This window comes from Nocardiopsis nanhaiensis (assembly GCF_054778635.1).
In genome coordinates this window covers 1-17,735 of the sequence record NZ_BAAGZJ010000095.1, presented here as the reverse complement: position 1 = coordinate 17,735, position 17,735 = coordinate 1, and the positions used below count along the sequence as shown (strand labels likewise).

Here is a 17,735-nt window from a genome sequence, read left to right as displayed (position 1 = left end):
ACGTATGGCGCGAAGGATGCGGGGAGAGATTGGCTCGGTGTTACGTACAGGCGTTGGAGTGTGCCCTGTTGTAACTGAGGTGCGTCATTGTCGTACGAGAGTCGCAATGAGAAAGGCGCCCTCCACATCCGCACGGGGGAGTGGAGGGCGCCCTCAGGGCGGCCTGGGGCCGGTCAGCCTCCGAAGCCCGTCAGGTGCCAGATCCAGGCGCCGATCACACCGCCCAGGATGGGACCGACCACGGGGATCCACGCGTAGCCCCAGTCGGACGTGCCCTTGCCCGGGATGGGCAGCAGCGCGTGCGCGATACGCGGTCCCAGGTCGCGGGCCGGGTTGATGGCGTACCCGGTGGGGCCGCCGAGGGAGAGGCCGATCGCGAACACCAGCAGACCCACCAGCAGCGGGGCGATGCCGGTGGCGAACAGGGCGGACAGGTCGGCATCGCCGGGCGAGACCGCACCCTCGTTGGCGCCGATGCCGAGGATGCCCAGCACGAGCATCGCGGTACCGATGACCTCCGTGGTGAGGTTGGCGACGGGGTGGCGGACCCCGGGGGCGGTGCTGAAGACCCCGAGCTTGGTGTCGGGCTCCTCGGTGTGCTTCCAGTGCGCGAAGTAGGCCAGGTAGACGAGGCAGGCGCCGGTGAAGGCCCCGACCATCTGCGCTCCGATGTAACCGGGCACCAGCGGCCACTCGAACTCGCCGATGCTGGCCAGGCCCAGCGTCACCGCGGGGTTGATGTGGGCGCCGCTGGTGGTGCCGACGACGTAGACGGCCATGGCGACCGCCATACCCCAGCCGAACGTCACCACGATCCAGCCCGCTTGGAAGGCCTTGGACCGGGCGAGGGAGACACCGGCGACGACACCGCCGCCGAGGAGGACGAGGATCGCCGTACCGACGAACTCTGCCAGATAGACCATGGGAACCTCCGCCCCCGAGGGGGCAGCTAGGTCACGGGCATAATTGGGACACGCCCGTCACAGCGAATGATGGGGAGGGGCACCGTGGTGTCCCGGGAACCGAACCCCAGGGGTCCCAGGTGGCACTAGTGCCCCTGGGGTTCGGTTGTTGGCGGGGCGCGCCCGCCTACTTGTCGTCCACGTGGGCGTCTTCGTGCTCGACCCAGTCGAGGGTGCGCTGCACGGCCTTGTTCCAGTTGTGGTATTCGCGCTCGCGGACCGAGGACTCCATCTTCGGGTTCCACTCGGCGGCCTTGTGCCAGTTGGCGCGCAGTGTCTCGATGTCGGGCCAGTAGCCCACGGCGAGGCCCGCCGCGTAGGCGGCGCCCAGGCACGTCGTCTCGGCGACCATCGGCCGGACGACCTCGGCGTCGAGGACGTCGGACAGGATCTGCATGAGCAGGTTGTCCGCCGTCATGCCGCCGTCGACCTTCAGTGTGGTCAGGTCGATCTGGGAGTCGGCGTTCATGGCGTCGACGACCTCACGGGTCTGCCATGCCGTGGCCTCCAGGACGGCGCGGGCGATATGGCCCTTGTTCACGTAGCCCGTCAGCCCGGCCATGACGCCGCGGGCGTCGCTGCGCCAGTGCGGGGCGAACAGGCCGGAGAAGGCGGGAACGATGTAGCAGCCGCCGTTGTCCTCCACCGTCCTGGCCAGGGTCTCGATCTCCGGTGCGCTCGAGATCAGGCCGATGTTGTCGCGCAGCCACTGCACCAGGGAGCCGGTGACCGCGATGGCACCCTCGAGCGCGTACACGGCGGGGGCGTCGCCGATCTTGTAGCCCAGGGTGGTGAGCAGCCCGTTATGCGAGGTCACGGGCTCCGTCCCGGTGTTCATCACCAGGAAGGTGCCGGTGCCGTACGTACCCTTGACGTCACCCGGGTCGAAGCAGGTCTGGCCGAACAGGGCGGCGTGCTGGTCGCCCAGGGAGGACGCCACGGGGGTCCCGGCGAGGTAGCCGCGGGACTCGCCGTACACCTCGGAGGAGGACCGGATCTCGGGAAGGAGGTTCGCCGGGATGTCCATGGCCTCGAGGATCTCGGGGTCCCACTCCAGGGTGGCCAGGTTCATCAGCATGGTGCGGCTGGCGTTGGTCACGTCGGTGACGTGGCGTCCGGTCAGCTGCCAGATGATCCACGTGTCCATGGTGCCGAACAGCAGCTCGCCGCGCTCGGCGCGCTCGCGCACCCCTTCGACGTTGTCGAGCAGCCAGCGGATCTTGGGCCCGGCGAAGTAGGTGGCCAGCGGCAGGCCGCACTTCTCCCGGAAGCGGTCCTGTCCCTCGGTCGCGCCGAGCTCGCGTACGAGGTCGTCGGTGCGGGTGTCCTGCCAGACGATGGCGTTGTGGACGGGCTCGCCGGTCTCCCGGTCCCACAGCACGGTGGTCTCGCGCTGGTTGGTGATGCCGACGGCGGCGACCTGGTCCGGGGTGATGTCGCTCTTCTGCAGGCACTCCTGGACGACCGCCTCGACGTTGGTCCAGATCTCCAGGGCGTCGTGCTCCACCCACCCCGGCTGCGGGAAGATCTGTCGGTGCTCTCGTTGGTCGACCGAGACGATGCGCCCGTCCTGGTCGAAGAGGATGCAGCGGCTCGACGTAGTGCCTTGGTCGATCGCGGCGATGTACTGCTGACTCATCGGTGCTCGCCTTCAGGTGGACGGCTGTGGGACGGGGGCGAAATCACGTGCATCGGCGGTTGACTCCGCACGGTGTACGACAATGACGTATGATTAGGCGATAGTTTCGACTGCATTTCCTCCCCATGTCAAGGCCGCGTGACGCAATCGTGTTGCGTGGATCACGTTACGCCGACGAGCCCAAGACACAAGGGAAGCTGAACACGTGGAAAGCGGCGCCCCACGGAAGGACGCGCGGCGGTGAGCGAACCGTCAGTAGGGGGTGACGCCCAGTTCGCGGGAGATGGCCCTGGCGGCGTCGCGCACGTAGGAGACCTGCTCCATGTCGGGCTTGCCCTCGTCACTGCGGAGCCGCTCGACGGCGCCGCGCACCCCGATGGCGCCGACGGTGACCCCGCGCCGGTCGCGGATGGGCGCCCCGATGGACACCTCGCCATCGACCAGTTCCTCGGCCTCCCAGCCCCACCCGTTGTCCCGGATGTCGGTCATCTGGCCTTCGAGGGTCGCCATGGACGTGACGGTGTGCCTGGTGAAGGAGGTGAGTTCGACGGGTGCGTCCGTCTCCACCGAGGCCACCTCCTCCGGGGCGGCCAGCGGGTCGAAAGCCATCAGGACCTTGCCGAGGGCGGTCGCGTGCAGCGGCAGCAGAGTGCCCACGTCCAAGGTCTGGCGGCTGGAGTCCGGGCGGAAGACGTGGTGCACGACCAGGACCTGGTGCTTGTGCAGCGTGCCTATGCGTACGCTCTCGCCGCTGCGTGAGGCGAGGGTGTCCGACCAGTTCAGCGCGCGGGTGCGCAGTTCGTTGCCGTCGAGGTACCGGGTTCCCAGGCTCAGCATGCCGCCGCCCAGGCGGTAGCGGCCCGATTCGGGGTCCTGTTCCACGAACCCGACGTGCTGCAGTGTGCGGAGGATCCCCAGGGCGGTGCCCTTCGGGAGCTCCAGTGAGCGGGAGATCTCCGCCAGGCTCAGCCCTCGGGCGCCACTGGCCAGGAGCCGGAGAATCGCGGCGGCGCGTTCGATGGACTGGATTCTTCCCGGCATTGCGGTGCTACCACTCTCTAGTACGACAATGTCATACGCCCGATGTTACTACGCGATGTGACGCGCAACACCTACCGGCCCCTCGACCCGCGCGGTCGGCCAAGTGTACCGACGGTCCATCCCTCTGACCTGCGAACCGATCCGGTCACACCCGCGACACGGCCCGAGCGATCGCCTTGGCCGCCTCCTCCGCGTCGCCGTCGGTGACCTCCAGGCGCATGACCAGCCGGATCCGTGAACCGCCGCCCAGGCCCCGGACCCCCTCCGCGGCGAAGGCCTCCACGTACCTCGCGGCCTCACCCTCGGGGGTGTCCACGAGCACCATGTTGGTCTGGGACCGGGCTGACAGTCCCGGAAGGCCGTCCACCTGGTCGGCCAGCCGGGCCGCGCGTGCGTGGTCCTCCACGACTCGCTCGCGGTGGTGGCGCAGGGCGTGCAGGGCGCCCGCGGCGATGATCCCGGCTTGGCGCATGCCCGCACCCAACAGCTTCCGGCCTCGCCGGGCCCGCCGGATCGTTTCGGTGTCGCCGGCAAGGGCGGAACCCACCGGTGCCCCGAGGCCCTTGGAGAAGCACACCGACACCGTGTCGAAGCCCTCGGCGACCTCGGTCGGGGAGGCCCGCAGGTGGGCGGCGGCGTTCCACAACCGTGCTCCGTCCAAGTGGGCGCGCAGGCCGTGGGCGTGCGCGAAACCGGTGACCCGCCGCTGTTCGGCCAGCGGCACCACCCGGCCGGTGAAGGTGTTCTCCAGCCACAGCAGCGCGGGGTCGGCCCTGTGCACGTTGCCGAGCCCGGTGATCCAGGACTCCAGCAGGTCCTGAGGAGGGAAGGGGTCCCCCGAGTACAGGCGGGGGAGTACCCGGGAGAGCACCACCGCGGCAGCCTGCTCGTCCCCGATCAGGTGGTGGTGTTCGTGGGCCCACACCTCCTCGCCGCTGCGGGTGGACACGTACAGCCCGAGCTGGTTGGCCATGTGGCCGGAGGGGACGTAGAGCGCGGCCTCGCGGCCCAGCAGGGCGGCGGTCTCCTCCTCCAGCGCGCGCACGGTCGGGTCCTCGCCGAACACGTCGTCGCCCACCTCGGCCTCGGCCATGGCCCGACGCATGTCGGGGGTCGGCTGGGTCAGGGTGTCCGAGCGCAGGTCGATCACGGCTGCTCCTCAGTGGCTGTGGTCTCCGTGGCTGTGGTGCCCGCACGACGATACTGGGCGCGGTCAGCGCCGGGGCGGGGCAGGGCATGGGAGAGGGCGCTCAGAGCCTCCAGGATCCGCTCCGTCTCCTTCTCCCCGAGCCGGCCGACCAGGATGCCTGAGAGCCTGTCGTGCCCGGCCCTGACCTCGTCGAGGGCCGCGCGGCCCGGCTCCGTGGCGGCGAGCAGCTTGGCCCGGCTGTGCTCGGGGTTGGGTAGGTACTCGGCCATGCTTTGGGACACGAGTTGGTCCGCGATGCGCTGCACGCTCTGCCGGGTGGTTCCCAGCCCGCGGGCCACCTCGGACACGGTCACGGGATCTGGGTGTACCGCGTCGAGGACCTGCCACCGGGAGGCGGTCAGGCCCGCGGCGAGGGCCAGCGCCTCGGTGTGGGACCGGAGCCGGCCGTGCAGCCGGTCGGCTGTATGCGCCGCTCTCGTGAACGCTCTGTCACCGGGTTCCACCGCCTAGGCCTCCTCCAAGAGGGTGAGATAGGCGTCCGTTTCGTGGAGCGCGTGGAGCCGGTACCAGGCGTCCAGTGCCCGCGGGCTGAAGGCGTCGAGCTTGCCGAAGACCTCGCGGGCGAATTCGACGGCGGCGGTGGGCCCAGCGGTGACGAGGTCCTCATCGGTGACCGCCAGCGCGGACCGGTACCTGTGCCCGCCCTGGTAGCCGGTGCCGAGAAGGTATTCGGGCGCAGCACTGGTGTGGTCCCGGAAATCGAGCAGCCCTTCGCGGGCCAGCCCCGCCGTGGCCCCCGAGATCGCGGCCACGGGGACCCCGGAGTCGAGGAAGATGCCAGCCGCCGACGCCATGGGCGCCATGGCCTCCGGCGCGGTGTCCCATGCGGGGGAGCCCGGGAGGACGAGCATCGCGCTGCTGGAGGGCTGGAGCTGGGGGAGTGTGATGTCGGGCAGGACGGTCACGCCGCCCAGGGTGGTGACGGGCGCTCCGGTCAGCCCCACGGTCACCACTTCGTGCCCGCTGGAGCCCTGGCCGTCGAGGCCCGCGCGGACGTGGGCGACCGCGTGCCCCACCTCCCAGTCGGCCAGCTGGTCGTAGACGGCGAGGTGGACGGTCTTGCGCGGCTCAGCGTTCATGGCACGAGGCTGAACCGTTGACAACACGTTGTCAATGACGGGGTCCGGCCATGGGATTTTCTTGGGCCTGTGACCTGCGTCTCCATCACAGAAGCTCACTTGGGCGTTCACAGGACCTCACAAATGGTATTACCATTCTCGGGGTCCGGTCCAAGACCAGGTCAAAGGCGTGTTTCGACACGGCCAAGCACTGCCCCGTCCACTGGAAGGCTCCGTCGTGGAGAACTTCGAACCCGTCTACGGCACGGGTCCCCTGCTCGGGATCGCGGCGGGCGCCATCGCCCTCCTGCTGTTCCTGATCATCCGCTTCAAGATGCACGCGTTCATCGCGCTCGTCCTGGTCAGCGTGCTGACCGCGCTCGCGTCCGGGATCCCCGTCGACGGGGTGGTCCCCACGCTCCTCGACGGGTTCGGCGGCACACTCGCCAACGTGGCCCTCCTCGTGGGCCTGGGCGTGATGATCGGCCGCATGCTCGAGGTCACCGGCGGTGCCGCGGTCCTCGCAGGTGCGCTCATCAAGCTGTTCGGGGAGAAGCGCGCCCCGTTGGCCCTCGGAGTGGCCTCACTGATCTTCGGTTTCCCGATCTTCTTCGACGTCGGGCTCATCGTGATGCTCCCGATCGTCTTCAGCGTGGCCCGCCGCGTAGGCGGATCCGTGCTGCTGTACGCCCTGCCGACAGCAGGCGCGTTCGCGGTCATGCACGCTTTCGTGCCGCCGCACCCCGGCCCGGTCACCGCCGCTGTCGAGATCGGTGCGGACATGGGCCTGACCCTGCTGGTCGGCATCGTCCTGGCCATCCCCACCTGGTATCTGGCCAGCTACCTGTTCGGACTCTGGGCCGGCAAGCGCTTCGAGCTCCCCGTTCCGGACGACATCATGTCCAACGGAGATGTCAAGCACGAGGACCCGCCGCGCCTGACCACGGTCGTCAGCATCCTGCTCCTGCCGATGCTGCTCATCTTCGCCAACACCGGCACGAGCACCCTCACCGAGACCGGAGTACTCTCCGGCGACGCCGTCTGGGTGCAGTCGCTCCAGCTCATCGGTGACACTCCCATCGCCCTGCTCATCACCGTGCTCTACGCGATGGTCGTGCTCAGCCGAGGCCGGTTCACCCGGCAGCGGGTCGAGGAGATCGTGGGCGGCGCGCTCGGCCCCGTCTGCGGCATCATCCTCATCACCGGTGCCGGCGGAATGTTCGGCGGGGTTCTCCAATCCAGCGGGATCGGTGACGCCCTCGCCGAAAGCCTGGACTCCACGGGCATGCCGGTCATCGTTGCGGCGTTCGTCATCGCTCTCGCACTGCGCGTCGCCCAGGGTTCGGCCACGGTCGCCATCACCACGGCCGCCGGATTGATCGCCCCCGCGGTCCAGGCCAGCCCGGGTCTCAGCTCAATCGACCTGGCCCTGATCGTGATCGCCATCGCCTCCGGTGCCACAGCGCTCTCGCACGTCAACGACTCCGGGTTCTGGCTGGTCGGACGCTTCTTGGGGATGGACGTCAAGACCACGCTCATGACCTGGACCGTCATGGAGACACTGATCGGGTTCATCGGCTTCGGGCTCGCCTTCGGCCTCTACCTGATCCTGTAGCGCCCTGGCCGGGTCAGTGGGAGGGCGCGGACTCGTCGCTCCTCAGGGCGTCGGCGACCTCGGTGACGATCGCCCGCATCGCCGCCTCGGCCACGTCGGGCAGCCCGTCCCGGATGGCCTGTGCCACCGCCGTGTGCAGGCGCAGGGCCTCCGGGCGGGGGTTGTGCGGCATCAGGTCGTAGGAGGTGCGGCCGACCAGGACCTCGGTCACCACCTCCGCCAGGCCGGACAGCATCTCGTTGCCGGAAAGCTCCAGGATGCGGCGGTGAAAGGTGACGTCGAGCTCGAGGAAGGTCTCCAGCTCGCCGGCCCGCCCGGTCAGCGTCATCTGTTCGGCCACGACCACCAGCTGGGCCCGCTCGTCCGCGGGGCCGCGCTCGGCCGCCAACGCGGCGGCGCCAGGCTCCACGGCGGCACGGAGTTCGTTGAGGGAGCGCAGCTGTTCCATACGGCCGGCACCGGCCAGGCGCCAGCGGATCAGCTGGGGGTCGAAGACGCTCCAGTCGCGCTGCGGCCTGACCCGGATGCCGGTTCTGGGGCGGCTGACCGCCAGGCCCATCGACTCGAGGACCCGCACGGCCTCGCGGGCGACGGTACGGGAGACGCCGAACTCCTGTTCCAGACCTTGGAGCGTGAAGGTGTGACCGGTCGTGTACTCGCCGCCGGCGATAGCGGGGCCGAGCACCGCCAGCACTCGGTTGTGCAGCGTGCGGTGCGTGGGGGCCATCGTCTTCCCTCGAGCTTCCCGGGTTCTCGTGCTACGGCCGGATCCGGCCGGGGGTCAGGCTGAATCCTAGCTGGAATGATTGATACCACTATTGGTGGCGGCGTCGCGGTCGGCGGCGGGCCACGACACGGAGAGACCATGCACTTTGTCTTCATGGGCGTATCTGGCAGCGGCAAGACCAGTGTGGCCGAACGGATCGCAGACCAGCTCGATCTCCCCTTCGCGGAGGCGGACGCCTTTCACCCCGAGGCCAATATCGCGAAGATGTCGGCCGGTATGCCCCTGACCGACGGCGACCGGTGGCCGTGGCTGCGCGAACTGGCCGACTGGATCGCCGGACACGAGGCCTCGGGTACTTCGACGGTGATGGCCTGTTCCGCGCTCAAGCGCACCTACCGCGACGTCCTGCGCACCGGGGCGCCCGGTGTGCACTTCCTCCACATGCACGGTTCCGCCGAGGTGATCTGGGAGCGGATCGGTGCCCGGGAGGACCACTTCATGCCTCCCGCGCTCCTGAACTCGCAGCTGGAGACCCTGCAGAAGCTGGGCTCCAACGAGGAGGGGAGGGAGTTCGACGTCCGAGAGGACCTGGAGGCCCTCGTCGCCGCGGCCCTGGGGTACGTGGGTGAGCGGGTGCGCCCGATGGGTGTCTGAGAAAGGGCGATTGGTGATCCTTTGTGCGCATGTGGCGACTGTGCGTACAGGTGCCGAAGCTCCACTTGTGTAGTGCGCCCGGGCACGCAACCCTGTTCGTCATGCAAGACACCCAAACATCCCCTACCGCCTCTGCCGCCCGGCCCTTCAGCGTGGTGCCCGCGCCGAGGCAGAGCCTTCTCGCCGCGCGCCGACCGGGGGTGCGGCCCCCGCGTGACGTGCGGCAGGCCTTCACCCTGATGTTCGTCGCGGCGGCCGCATACGCCCTGTTGGCCTACCAGTCCTGGGCGCTGCTGGACGCGGGTGCCCCCGGCCCCGTCGTGACCGAGCTCTGGTTCCTGCTGGTCGTGGCCGCGCTGGTCGCCATGGGCCTCATCGCCACGGCGGTGCCCATCCGCCGAGGGGGCTACGTGCTGTGGCGCGCCTCCCAGTTCGGAGGGCTGGTTGCCCTTGGAGTGGCCCTGGGCGCGCTCTACATGGCCGCAAAGCTGGCCAACACCCCGATGCTGCTGGTGGGGTTGCTGGCCGCGCTCTTCGCCATCGTCGTGAACATCGCGCTGTGGAGCAGCAACGTGCGCAGGTGGTGCGAACTGTAGGCCCAGGGCCCGGAGCCGCTACTCCTCTTCCTCCTCGCCGTCGGCGAGGAAATGCAGTCGGGCGAGGTGCTCGCTGTCGTCCTCACCGTGGCGGGTCGTGTAGACCTCGCGCGCCTCGTCGGCGACGTCACCGACCTCGTCGTCGAAGCCGTAGTCGATGAGGTCGTCCAGCAGGTCGATGGCCCGGTGCAGGAAGTCCTCTTCGTCGGGGTTCTCCGCGGCGTCCTTGGGGGAGTGCGTCGTGACCCGCGAGAGCACGACGGCACGGGCCTCCTCCACCGCGCTCTCCGCGCCGGCCGCGGCGCTCAGGCGGATGCGGGTGATGGGGTCCTCGTCGGCCGCGAGCATCAGCTGCTCGGCCAGCCAGGCGCTCTCCTGGCTTTCGAGGAACGCGGTGAGGTCCGCGTCTGCAATGGGTGTGTTCATCAGGAGATCATAGGACGGGGCGGCCCCCTCAGGAGCCCCTAAGATCAGAAAAACGGACACTATGTTCGAAAAGTTAATTCATCCCATGGTCGGATAATTACTTTGGGAATAGTGCTCGCGTGAATACCTATTGTCACCGAAGCTGGCTTCGGGGTGACGGTGTTGCCAATGGCGGGTTTGACACCTGGGTGTGAAAAGAGGACCTATGGATCACGCCACAGATCTGAAACGGTTGTATTAATACCCAGCCGTCTATCTTCCCAGGCGGTGCCGGGTCGGTTTAGGGTCCCAACATCGTTCAGGGCCTCAAAGCCGCCCCCCACACTGAGGTGGACCATGTTCACGAAGTCATCCAGAAAGCCGCTCGGCCTCGTGGCCGTGGCGGCATCGCTCACGCTGGTGGCCACAGCGTGCGCGGAGAGTGACCGGGAAGGCGGGGAGGACGGCGACCAGCCGTTCGTCTTCGCGGCCGCCAGTGACATCACCGCGCTCGACCCTTGGCTCGCCAGCGACGGCGAGACGTTCCGCTACAGCCGCCAGGTGTTCGAGCCCCTTCTCGACCACGAGTCCGGTGGCTCCGACATCGTCGGCGGGCTCGCCGAGGACTGGGACCAGTCCGATGACGGCACCGTCTGGACCTTCCACTTGCAGGAGGACGTCACCTTCCACGACGGCGACGAATTGACCGCCGAGGTGGTTTGCGCGAACTTCGACCGCTGGAACAACCTGACCGGCGGATACCAGAGTTCCAACAACTCGTACTACTGGCACACGATTTTCGGCGGATTCGCCGAGAACGAGGATGACTCCACCGGAGACTCCCGATACGTCTCCTGTGAGGCCGAGGACGAGAATACCGCCGTCATCGAGATCACCGAGTACTCGTCCATCTTCCCCGGTGGTTTCAGCCTCGCCGCCTTCGGCATCATGAGCCCCTCCACCTTGGAGGCCATGGAGGGCCAGGAGATCACCGGTGAGGAGGGTAACTTCACCCTTCCCGAGTATTCCCAGGTCGCTGGGACGGTGGCCGGTACCGGGCCGTTCAGTGTCGAGGACTGGAACCAGGACCAGGAGGAAGTCACCCTGGAGCGGTTCGACGACTACTGGGGCGAGCTGGCCGGCTTCGAGACGATGATCCTCCAGTCCATCCCGGACGAGAACGCCCGCCGCCAGGCGCTGGAGGCCGGTGACATCCACGGGTACGACCTGGTCGCGCCGGCCGACGTGGAGCCGCTGCAGGAAGCGGGCTTCCAGGTGCCGACCCGTGACGTGTTCAACGTCCTCTACCTCGCCTATCACCAGGACTACGATGGGCTCGAAGAGCTGGAGGTCCGCGAGGCCCTGTCCCACGCGGTGGACCGCCAGCGCATCGTCGACACCATCCTCCCCGAGGGCGGCGAAGTCGCCACCCAGTTCCACCCGGACACCCTGGACGGCTGGTCCTCGGACGTGCGCACCTTCGATCACGACCCGGAGCTGGCCGAGGAGATGCTGGCCGACGCCGGACACGAGGACCTCGAACTCGAGTTCTGCTACCCGACCGAATCCCGTCCCTACATGCCCGCTCCGCAGGACATCTTCGACGTCATCACCGAGGACCTGCAGGACGTCGGCGTGACCGTCGAGGCCACGACCTACGAGTGGGACGAGTACATCAACCAGACCGACAGCGGCAACTGCTCGCTCTACCTGCTCGGCTGGACCGGTGACTACAACGACGCCTACAACTTCTTCGGCACCTGGTTCTCCGGCCCCATGGACGCGTGGGGACTGGACGACGAGGAGCTGTTCGAGCGCATGGGCGAGGTGAGCACCAACCCGGACGAGGACGAGCGCGTCGCCGGCTATGAGGAGCTCAACGAGATGGTGATGGAGGGCCTCCCGGGCCTGCCCATCTCCAGCTCCCCGCCCTCCATCGCGTTCGCTCCGAACGTCGACCACCCCAACGTCAGCCCGCTGACGCAGGAGATCTTCGCCGAGGGTTCCTGGGAGGAGTAGGACCGTAGGACCCCGCTCTCCCTGACCCGGGAGGCGAGTTCTCCGGGCCCGGCCGGTGGATCCACCGGCCGGGCCCGCCGCGCGGAGTGCCGCGCCTCCTCCGGGAGATCCCCGAAACCACCACTGGCGAAAGGCGGCGAAAGTGCTGCGATTCATCGTCAGGCGACTCCTGCAGCTGATCCCGACACTGGGCGGCCTGTCGGTCCTGCTGTTCGTCTGGCTCCAACGGTTGCCGGGCGGGCCGGAGTACGCCCTCCTTCCCGAAGACGCGACCGCGGAACAGCGTGAAGCGCTGCGGCGGTCACTCGGCCTGGAAGAACCTCTAACGGTTCAGTACCTGTCCTTCCTCCGCCGCATCGTCCAGGGTGACCTGGGCACCTCCCTCCAGACCGGGCGCCCGGTCCTGGAGGAGTTCTTCATGCGGTTCCCGGCCACGTTCGAACTCGCCGTGACCGCGATGATCATCGCCGTCACGATCGGTCTGCCCCTCGGCTACCTGGCCGCGCGCAAACGCGGCTCCGTACTGGACTTCGCCGCCGTCGGCGGCTCGCTCCTGGGAATCTGTACCCCGGTCTTCTTCCTGGCCTTCATCCTCAAGGTGGTGTTCGCCGAGGGCCTCGGGCTCTTCCCGTCGGCCTTCCGGCTGTCCCCTGGGGTGAACCGCACCGATATCACCGGTTTCGTCGTCCTCGACGGCATGATGACCAGGGAGTGGGACGTCGTCTGGGACGCCCTCGCGCACCTGGCGCTACCGGGCGTGGCACTGGCCTCCATCCCGCTCGCCGTCATCACGCGGATGACCCGGGCCAGCGTCCTAGAGGTCATGGGCGAGGACTACGTCCGCACCGCCAACGCCAAGGGCCTGCACCGCACCACCGTGCGCACCCGGCACGTGCTACGCAACGCCCTGCTCCCCGTGGTGACGGCCATGGGCCTGCTGGCCGGCAGCCTCTTCGCCGGGGCGGTCCTCACCGAAAGCGTCTTCGCCTTCCCCGGAGTCGGCTCATTCGTCTACGCGGCCACGCAGACCCGCGATTACCCGGTGCTCACCGGGTTCATCCTGCTCATCGCCACCATGTACGTTTTCATCAACCTCCTGGTCGACATCTCGTACAGCCTTCTCGACCCGAGAGTGCGGGCCCAGTGATGCCTACGACATCGAGCTCCCAGAACCCGTCCGAGGTCCCCTTCCACAAGCGCAAAGCGGCCAAGGTCGACCGGCTCGCCGAACTCATGGGCGACCGGGGCGATGACGGCCACGGCGCGGGGATCTGGCGCGAGGCCTTCCAGCGGATGCGCCGCAGCCCCATGGCGATCTCCGGGGCGGTCCTCGTCGCGGTGTTCGTCCTCGTGGCGCTGTTCTCCCCGCTCATCGCGCCGTACAGCGCCACCGCGCAGACCTGGGGCAGCGAGGTCTTCCCCAACCGCAACGAGTTCGTCGGCCCGCGCGCCGAGAACCTGCTCGGCCTGGACCACCTCGGGCGGGACATGTTCTCGCGGATGGTGATCGGTGCCCGGCAGACCCTCATGGTCGGTGTGGTCGCCACCCTCGTCGGCTTCCTCTTCGGCGCGCTCCTCGGCGGTACCGCAGGAGCCTGCTCGGCCCTGGGCGGGCGTTGGGGACGCCAGGTCGACAACGTCATCATGCGGGTCATCGACATGATGCTCGCCCTGCCGACCCTGCTGCTCGCCGTCACCGTCGCCGCCCTGATCGGACCGAGCCTCACCACGGTCATGCTCGCGGTCGGTATCGCACAGATCCCCATCTTCGCCCGCCTGCTGCGCGGCGCGATGATCTCCCAGGGCAACCGCGAGTACGTGCTGGCCGCGGAGGCGCTGGGCGTACGCAAGCGCAAGATCGCCGTTTCCCACATCCTGCCCAACTCGATGGGGCCGGTGATCGTGCAGTCCACGCTCACCCTGGCGACCGCCATCATCGACGCGGCGGCCCTGTCCTACCTGGGGCTGGGCAACCCGGACGCCACCTATCCCGAGTGGGGGACGATGCTCTCCGAAGCCCAGCGGTTCCTGTCCAGCGCACCGTCCCTGGCCGTCTACCCGGCCTTGGGCATCATCATCACCGCGCTCGGTTTCACCCTGCTGGGTGAGTCCTTGCGTGAAGCGCTCGACCCGAAGTTGAGGAAGTGACCATGAGTACCAGCAAGCCGCTGCTGGCGGTGGACGACCTGTCCGTGGTGTTCAGCGGGCGCGGGTCCGGCAGCGAGGTGCGTGCCGTCGACGGGGTCTCCTTCTCCTTGGACGAGGGCCGTGTCACCGCACTGGTCGGCGAGTCCGGCTGCGGGAAGAGCGTCACCTCGCTGGCCCTCATGGGGTTGCTGCCTGACCGGGGGGTGGACGTCGGCGGCAGCGCCGTCATGCAGTTGCCCGGCGGCGAGGAGGACCTCCTGAAGACGTCCCAGCGCCGGATGCGCGACCTGCGCGGGTCCCAGCTGGCGATGATCTTCCAGGACCCGCTGAGCTCCCTCAACCCGGTGGTCCCCATCGGCGTCCAGGTCACCGAGATCCTCAAACGGCACCGGGGGATGCGTGGCGCCCCGGCCCGCAAGGAGGCCGCCGACCTCCTGTACCGCGTGGGGATCCCGGACCCGACCCGAAGGCTCAGCGAGTACCCGCACCAGCTGTCAGGAGGGATGCGCCAGCGTGCGCTCATCGCGATGGCGGTGGCCTGCCGCCCGCGACTGATGATCGCCGACGAACCGACGACCGCCCTGGACGTCACCATCCAGGCGCAGATTCTGGAACTGCTCAAGGACCTGGTCACCGAGGAGGGCACCGCCCTGCTCATGATCACCCACGACCTGGGCGTTGTGGCCGGGCTGTGCGACGACATCAACGTCCTCTACGCGGGCCGCGCGGTGGAGACGGCCCCGCGCGAACCGCTGTTCGCCGACCCGACCCACCCCTACACGGTGGGTCTGCTCGGCTCCATCCCCCGGCTGGACGCGCCGCGCGGCGAGCCGCTCACCCCGGTGCGCGGCTCCGTCAACGACAACATCGCGTGGTCGGACGGGTGCGCGTTCGCGCCCCGCTGCGACCACTACACGATGGAGTGCCTCCAGGGCCCGCCCGAGCTCGTCCGGATGTCGGAAGGCAAGAACGGCGACCTGGACCACGTCCACCGCTGTGTGAACCCCATCAGCCGCGCCGACGTGGCGGACCGGACCGTGCTCGACAGCCCGGCCGTGGTGGGCGACGACGAGGAGGAGCGGGGATGAGCCTGCTGGAGATCAAGGACCTCAAGGTCCACTTCCCGATCAAGCGCGGGGTGGTCGTCGACCGCACCATCGGCCACGTGCGCGCCGTGGACGGGGTCTCGCTGAACATCGAGCCCGGGCAGACCTACGGTCTGGTGGGTGAGTCCGGCTGCGGAAAGACCACCCTGGGCCGGGCGGTCCTGCGCCTGAACCAGGTCACCGAAGGAGAGGTGTGGTTCGGCGGACGGGACCTGGCCAGCCTCGATTCCGAGTCGATGCGCCGCGAGCGCAAGAACCTGCAGATGGTCTTCCAGGACCCGCTCGGCAGCCTGAACCCGCGGCAGAACATCGGTTCGATCCTCGTTGAGGGCCTGCAGACCCACGGGATCGGGGGGCCCACCGAGGAGGAGGCAGCCGGTCTGAGCCGGTCCGAGCGGCGCCGCCTGACCGAGGAGGACCAGCGCCGCCGCGTGGTGGACGCCCTGGAGCGGGTGGGCCTGTCCGGCAAGGCGCTCAAGCGCTACCCGCACGAGTTCTCCGGGGGGCAGCGCCAGCGCATCGGCATCGCCCGCGCCCTCGTACTGGAGCCGGACCTGATCATCTGCGACGAGCCGGTCTCCGCGCTGGACGTGTCCATCCAGGCGCAGGTGCTCAACCTCCTAGAGGAGCTGCAGGAGGAGATGGGCCTGACCTACCTGGTCATCGCGCACGACCTCGCGGTCGTCCGCCACGTCAGCGACGTGGTCGGGGTGATGTACCTGGGTTCCCTGGTGGAGGAGGCCACCAGTGACGAGCTGTACGAGACACCGGTGCATCCCTACACCCGTTCGCTGATGTCCGCGGTGCCGGTCCCGGATCCGGAGGTGGAGGACAACCGCGAGCGCATCCTGCTCGCCGGCGACCTCCCCTCGCCCGCGAACCCGCCCACGGGCTGCCGTTTCCACACCCGCTGCCCGTGGCGCCAGGAGGAGCTCTGCGACACCGAGCGCCCCGAACTGCGCCTGCTGCACGGCGACCAAGGCACTGGTACCCACCGGGTGGCCTGCCACTACGCCGAGCAGATCCTTTCCGGCGAGCTCCAGCCGAGTGAAGAGAAGGCCGAGCGCATCGTCCACGGCACCGGCTGAACCAAACGGGTGCTGAACCAAGCGGGGGTTGAGCCAAACGGGTGCTGAACCAAGCGGGGGTTGAACCAAGCGGGGGTTGAACCAAGCGGGGGCTGAACCACGAGCGGGCGTCCAGGGCGCCCGCTCGCGGTGGTTCGTGCGGTCAGGCGGCCCTCCGGTTGAACCGGCGGCTTCGGTGCCCTCCACGTACAGGTGCAGGTAGTGGTCGGGTTCGCTGAACCCCAGCGCCCGACACCGCAACCACATTTTCTCGCCAGTCGAACGATAGGGGCGAATGGGGCAGTGTGGTCACCTTTAGCGATGGCATTGGGGATTCCTTTTTCTGGGTTTCCTTCTGGGCTGGGGTGTCCTCCTTTCCCGCCGCGTGATTGTGGCCGTCTCCGCTGCGCGCGTCAAGGTCGTCGCCATCGAGCGCTTCGCGCATCAACGGCGCTCCACCTTGACCCGCTCCGCTCCGACGGCGGGTTGGCGGCTATCGGGAAAGGGGGACGCGTGATCGAGGTCCATGCCATTTCGGGCTCCGCCCGAAAAACGGAACCCCCTCGGCCTGGCGGCCGATGCCTGCCACTACGCCGGAGCGTTGACGGGTCGGGTGTCGCGGCTGGTCACTCACCCCTGCGAACCCCGAACAGCACGGCCTGCGGCCGGGTGGGCCACTCCGCCGGAGTCGACCGGTTTCGGGTGTCGCGGCTGGCCAGTGTGGGAGGCGAAAACCTCGATGATCTTGCCCCTGGCTCCACCCTCGGCCGTCGAGAATGGAGACAGGAGCAAGATCATTCCCATTCGGGTGTGCATATGTCCGCTTTACCCAAGAATGCGAACAGGGGCGACCGAACCCCTTTTCCTGGGATTATTTCTTCGGGGGACGGAAAGGCGAGTCGAGGTGGTCGGGTATGGGTGTTATCATCTCCAGGATAGGTCCTTTCTGGGCCTTTCTTGGTATCCTTAGTGGTATGACTTCTTCTTTCGGGCAGTGCGGGAATGCGGCGGGAAACACCCCCGCCGTGGCCGCCATGGGTGCTGCCCGGGGAAAGATCGCTTCGGAGATGGCGGAGGTGCCCCCGACCGGAGTAGCTGGCCAGGTCCTGGATGTGATTTCTCAGGTGTTCGAGGACTTCGATCGGGCCCAGCTTACGATGCTGCTGCGGTTGGCGCAGTTGGAGGCGGCCGGGACGTTGTTGGAGGCGGGTGGGCAGAGGTCGGTGCAGAACTGGCTGATCCACTCGGTGGGGATGGCCCCCGTTGAGGCCAACGGGCGCGCCGAGCTGGCGCGCCGGTTGTTCGCTCAGGAGTTGCCCGCCACCCGCCAGGGCTTGGACTCCGGGTTGTTGTCGATCGGTGAGGCGGTGGCGGTGTGCAAGGCCGCTGATAAGGCGGTGGGGGCGCGCAACACTAAGGACTGCCCGGATGCTGGCCTCTTCCGGCGGATGGTGGAGGCCGGGATTTTGGCTTCCAAGGCCAGGGAGC

Annotated in this window: 16 protein-coding genes and 1 pseudogene; 9 read left to right on the top strand and 8 right to left on the bottom strand. The window is 68.3% G+C overall.

The genetic code is table 11. The annotated features are described in order from the left end of the window. Positions 1-173: 173 nt before the first annotated feature. The 6 genes from ACYVD1_RS30020 to ACYVD1_RS29995 all read right to left on the bottom strand — a co-directional run bounded on the left by ACYVD1_RS30020 (position 174) and on the right by ACYVD1_RS29995 (position 5,931). Positions 174-923 (bottom strand): MIP/aquaporin family protein, encoded by a 750-nt coding sequence (locus tag ACYVD1_RS30020; protein WP_460777879.1) that lies wholly within the window; start codon positions 921-923, stop codon positions 174-176. A gap of 166 nt (positions 924-1,089) precedes the next feature. Further along, positions 1,090-2,601, bottom strand: coding sequence for a glycerol kinase GlpK (gene glpK, locus ACYVD1_RS30015; protein WP_460777878.1), 1,512 nt, complete (start codon positions 2,599-2,601; stop codon positions 1,090-1,092). 252 nt (positions 2,602-2,853) lie between these two features. Beyond that, positions 2,854-3,642, bottom strand: coding sequence for an IclR family transcriptional regulator (locus ACYVD1_RS30010; RefSeq protein ID WP_460777877.1), 789 nt, complete (start codon positions 3,640-3,642; stop codon positions 2,854-2,856). A gap of 145 nt (positions 3,643-3,787) precedes the next feature. After that, positions 3,788-4,792 (bottom strand): threonine aldolase family protein, encoded by a 1,005-nt coding sequence (locus ACYVD1_RS30005; RefSeq protein ID WP_460777876.1) that lies wholly within the window; start codon positions 4,790-4,792, stop codon positions 3,788-3,790. Continuing rightward, positions 4,789-5,295, bottom strand: coding sequence for a MarR family winged helix-turn-helix transcriptional regulator (locus ACYVD1_RS30000; RefSeq protein WP_460777875.1), 507 nt, complete (start codon positions 5,293-5,295; stop codon positions 4,789-4,791). The genes ACYVD1_RS30005 and ACYVD1_RS30000 overlap by 4 nt, the downstream gene beginning before the upstream one ends. Positions 5,296-5,298: 3 nt before the next feature. Next, complete coding sequence (locus ACYVD1_RS29995) at positions 5,299-5,931, bottom strand: DJ-1/PfpI family protein (protein ID WP_460777874.1); 633 nt, start codon at positions 5,929-5,931, stop codon at positions 5,299-5,301. Between the two features lie 217 nt (positions 5,932-6,148). Between ACYVD1_RS29995 and ACYVD1_RS29990 the strand changes: the two genes are divergently transcribed. After that, a complete protein-coding gene (locus tag ACYVD1_RS29990; protein WP_460777873.1) occupies positions 6,149-7,525 on the top strand; it encodes a GntP family permease in 1,377 nt (458 codons plus the stop codon). Positions 7,526-7,538: 13 nt separating this feature from the next. On the opposite strand, the gene ACYVD1_RS29985 is transcribed toward ACYVD1_RS29990, so the two are convergent. After that, positions 7,539-8,252, bottom strand: coding sequence for a FadR/GntR family transcriptional regulator (locus ACYVD1_RS29985; RefSeq protein WP_460777872.1), 714 nt, complete (start codon positions 8,250-8,252; stop codon positions 7,539-7,541). Positions 8,253-8,390: 138 nt separating this feature from the next. Here ACYVD1_RS29985 and ACYVD1_RS29980 point away from each other — a divergent pair, with 138 nt between their 5' ends. Both ACYVD1_RS29980 and ACYVD1_RS29975 read left to right on the top strand, forming a co-directional pair. After that, positions 8,391-8,906: a gluconokinase gene (locus ACYVD1_RS29980; RefSeq protein ID WP_460777871.1), complete on the top strand. Its 516-nt coding sequence runs from the start codon at positions 8,391-8,393 to the stop codon at positions 8,904-8,906. A 101-nt stretch (positions 8,907-9,007) separates the two neighbouring features. Beyond that, positions 9,008-9,502: a hypothetical protein gene (locus tag ACYVD1_RS29975; protein WP_460777870.1), complete on the top strand. Its 495-nt coding sequence runs from the start codon at positions 9,008-9,010 to the stop codon at positions 9,500-9,502. Positions 9,503-9,520: 18 nt separating this feature from the next. Here the strand turns inward: ACYVD1_RS29975 and ACYVD1_RS29970 are convergent, their stop codons facing one another. Further along, positions 9,521-9,928 carry a hypothetical protein gene (locus ACYVD1_RS29970; RefSeq protein ID WP_460777869.1) on the bottom strand — a complete coding sequence of 136 codons (408 nt, stop codon included), beginning with the start codon at positions 9,926-9,928 and terminating at the stop codon, positions 9,521-9,523. A gap of 336 nt (positions 9,929-10,264) precedes the next feature. On the opposite strand from ACYVD1_RS29970, the gene ACYVD1_RS29965 reads away from it, so the two are divergent. From ACYVD1_RS29965 to ACYVD1_RS29940, 6 genes and pseudogenes are all read left to right on the top strand, one after another. Next, entirely contained in the window at positions 10,265-11,926 is a 1,662-nt protein-coding gene (locus ACYVD1_RS29965; protein ID WP_460777868.1) for an ABC transporter substrate-binding protein, read from the top strand. Between the two features lie 142 nt (positions 11,927-12,068). Beyond that, positions 12,069-13,073 carry an ABC transporter permease gene (locus tag ACYVD1_RS29960; RefSeq protein WP_460777867.1) on the top strand — a complete coding sequence of 335 codons (1,005 nt, stop codon included), beginning with the start codon at positions 12,069-12,071 and terminating at the stop codon, positions 13,071-13,073. Next, positions 13,073-14,074 carry an ABC transporter permease gene (locus tag ACYVD1_RS29955; RefSeq protein ID WP_460777866.1) on the top strand — a complete coding sequence of 334 codons (1,002 nt, stop codon included), beginning with the start codon at positions 13,073-13,075 and terminating at the stop codon, positions 14,072-14,074. The genes ACYVD1_RS29960 and ACYVD1_RS29955 overlap by 1 nt, the downstream gene beginning before the upstream one ends. Positions 14,075-14,076: 2 nt before the next feature. Next, on the top strand, positions 14,077-15,162 hold the full coding sequence (locus tag ACYVD1_RS29950) for an ABC transporter ATP-binding protein (RefSeq protein ID WP_460777865.1): 1,086 nt from the start codon (positions 14,077-14,079) through the stop codon (positions 15,160-15,162). Beyond that, complete coding sequence (locus ACYVD1_RS29945; protein WP_460777864.1) at positions 15,159-16,268, top strand: ABC transporter ATP-binding protein; 1,110 nt, start codon at positions 15,159-15,161, stop codon at positions 16,266-16,268. The genes ACYVD1_RS29950 and ACYVD1_RS29945 overlap by 4 nt, the downstream gene beginning before the upstream one ends. 953 nt (positions 16,269-17,221) lie before the next feature. Next, a pseudogene (locus ACYVD1_RS29940) lies at positions 17,222-17,735 on the top strand (HNH endonuclease signature motif containing protein); the annotation flags it as partial.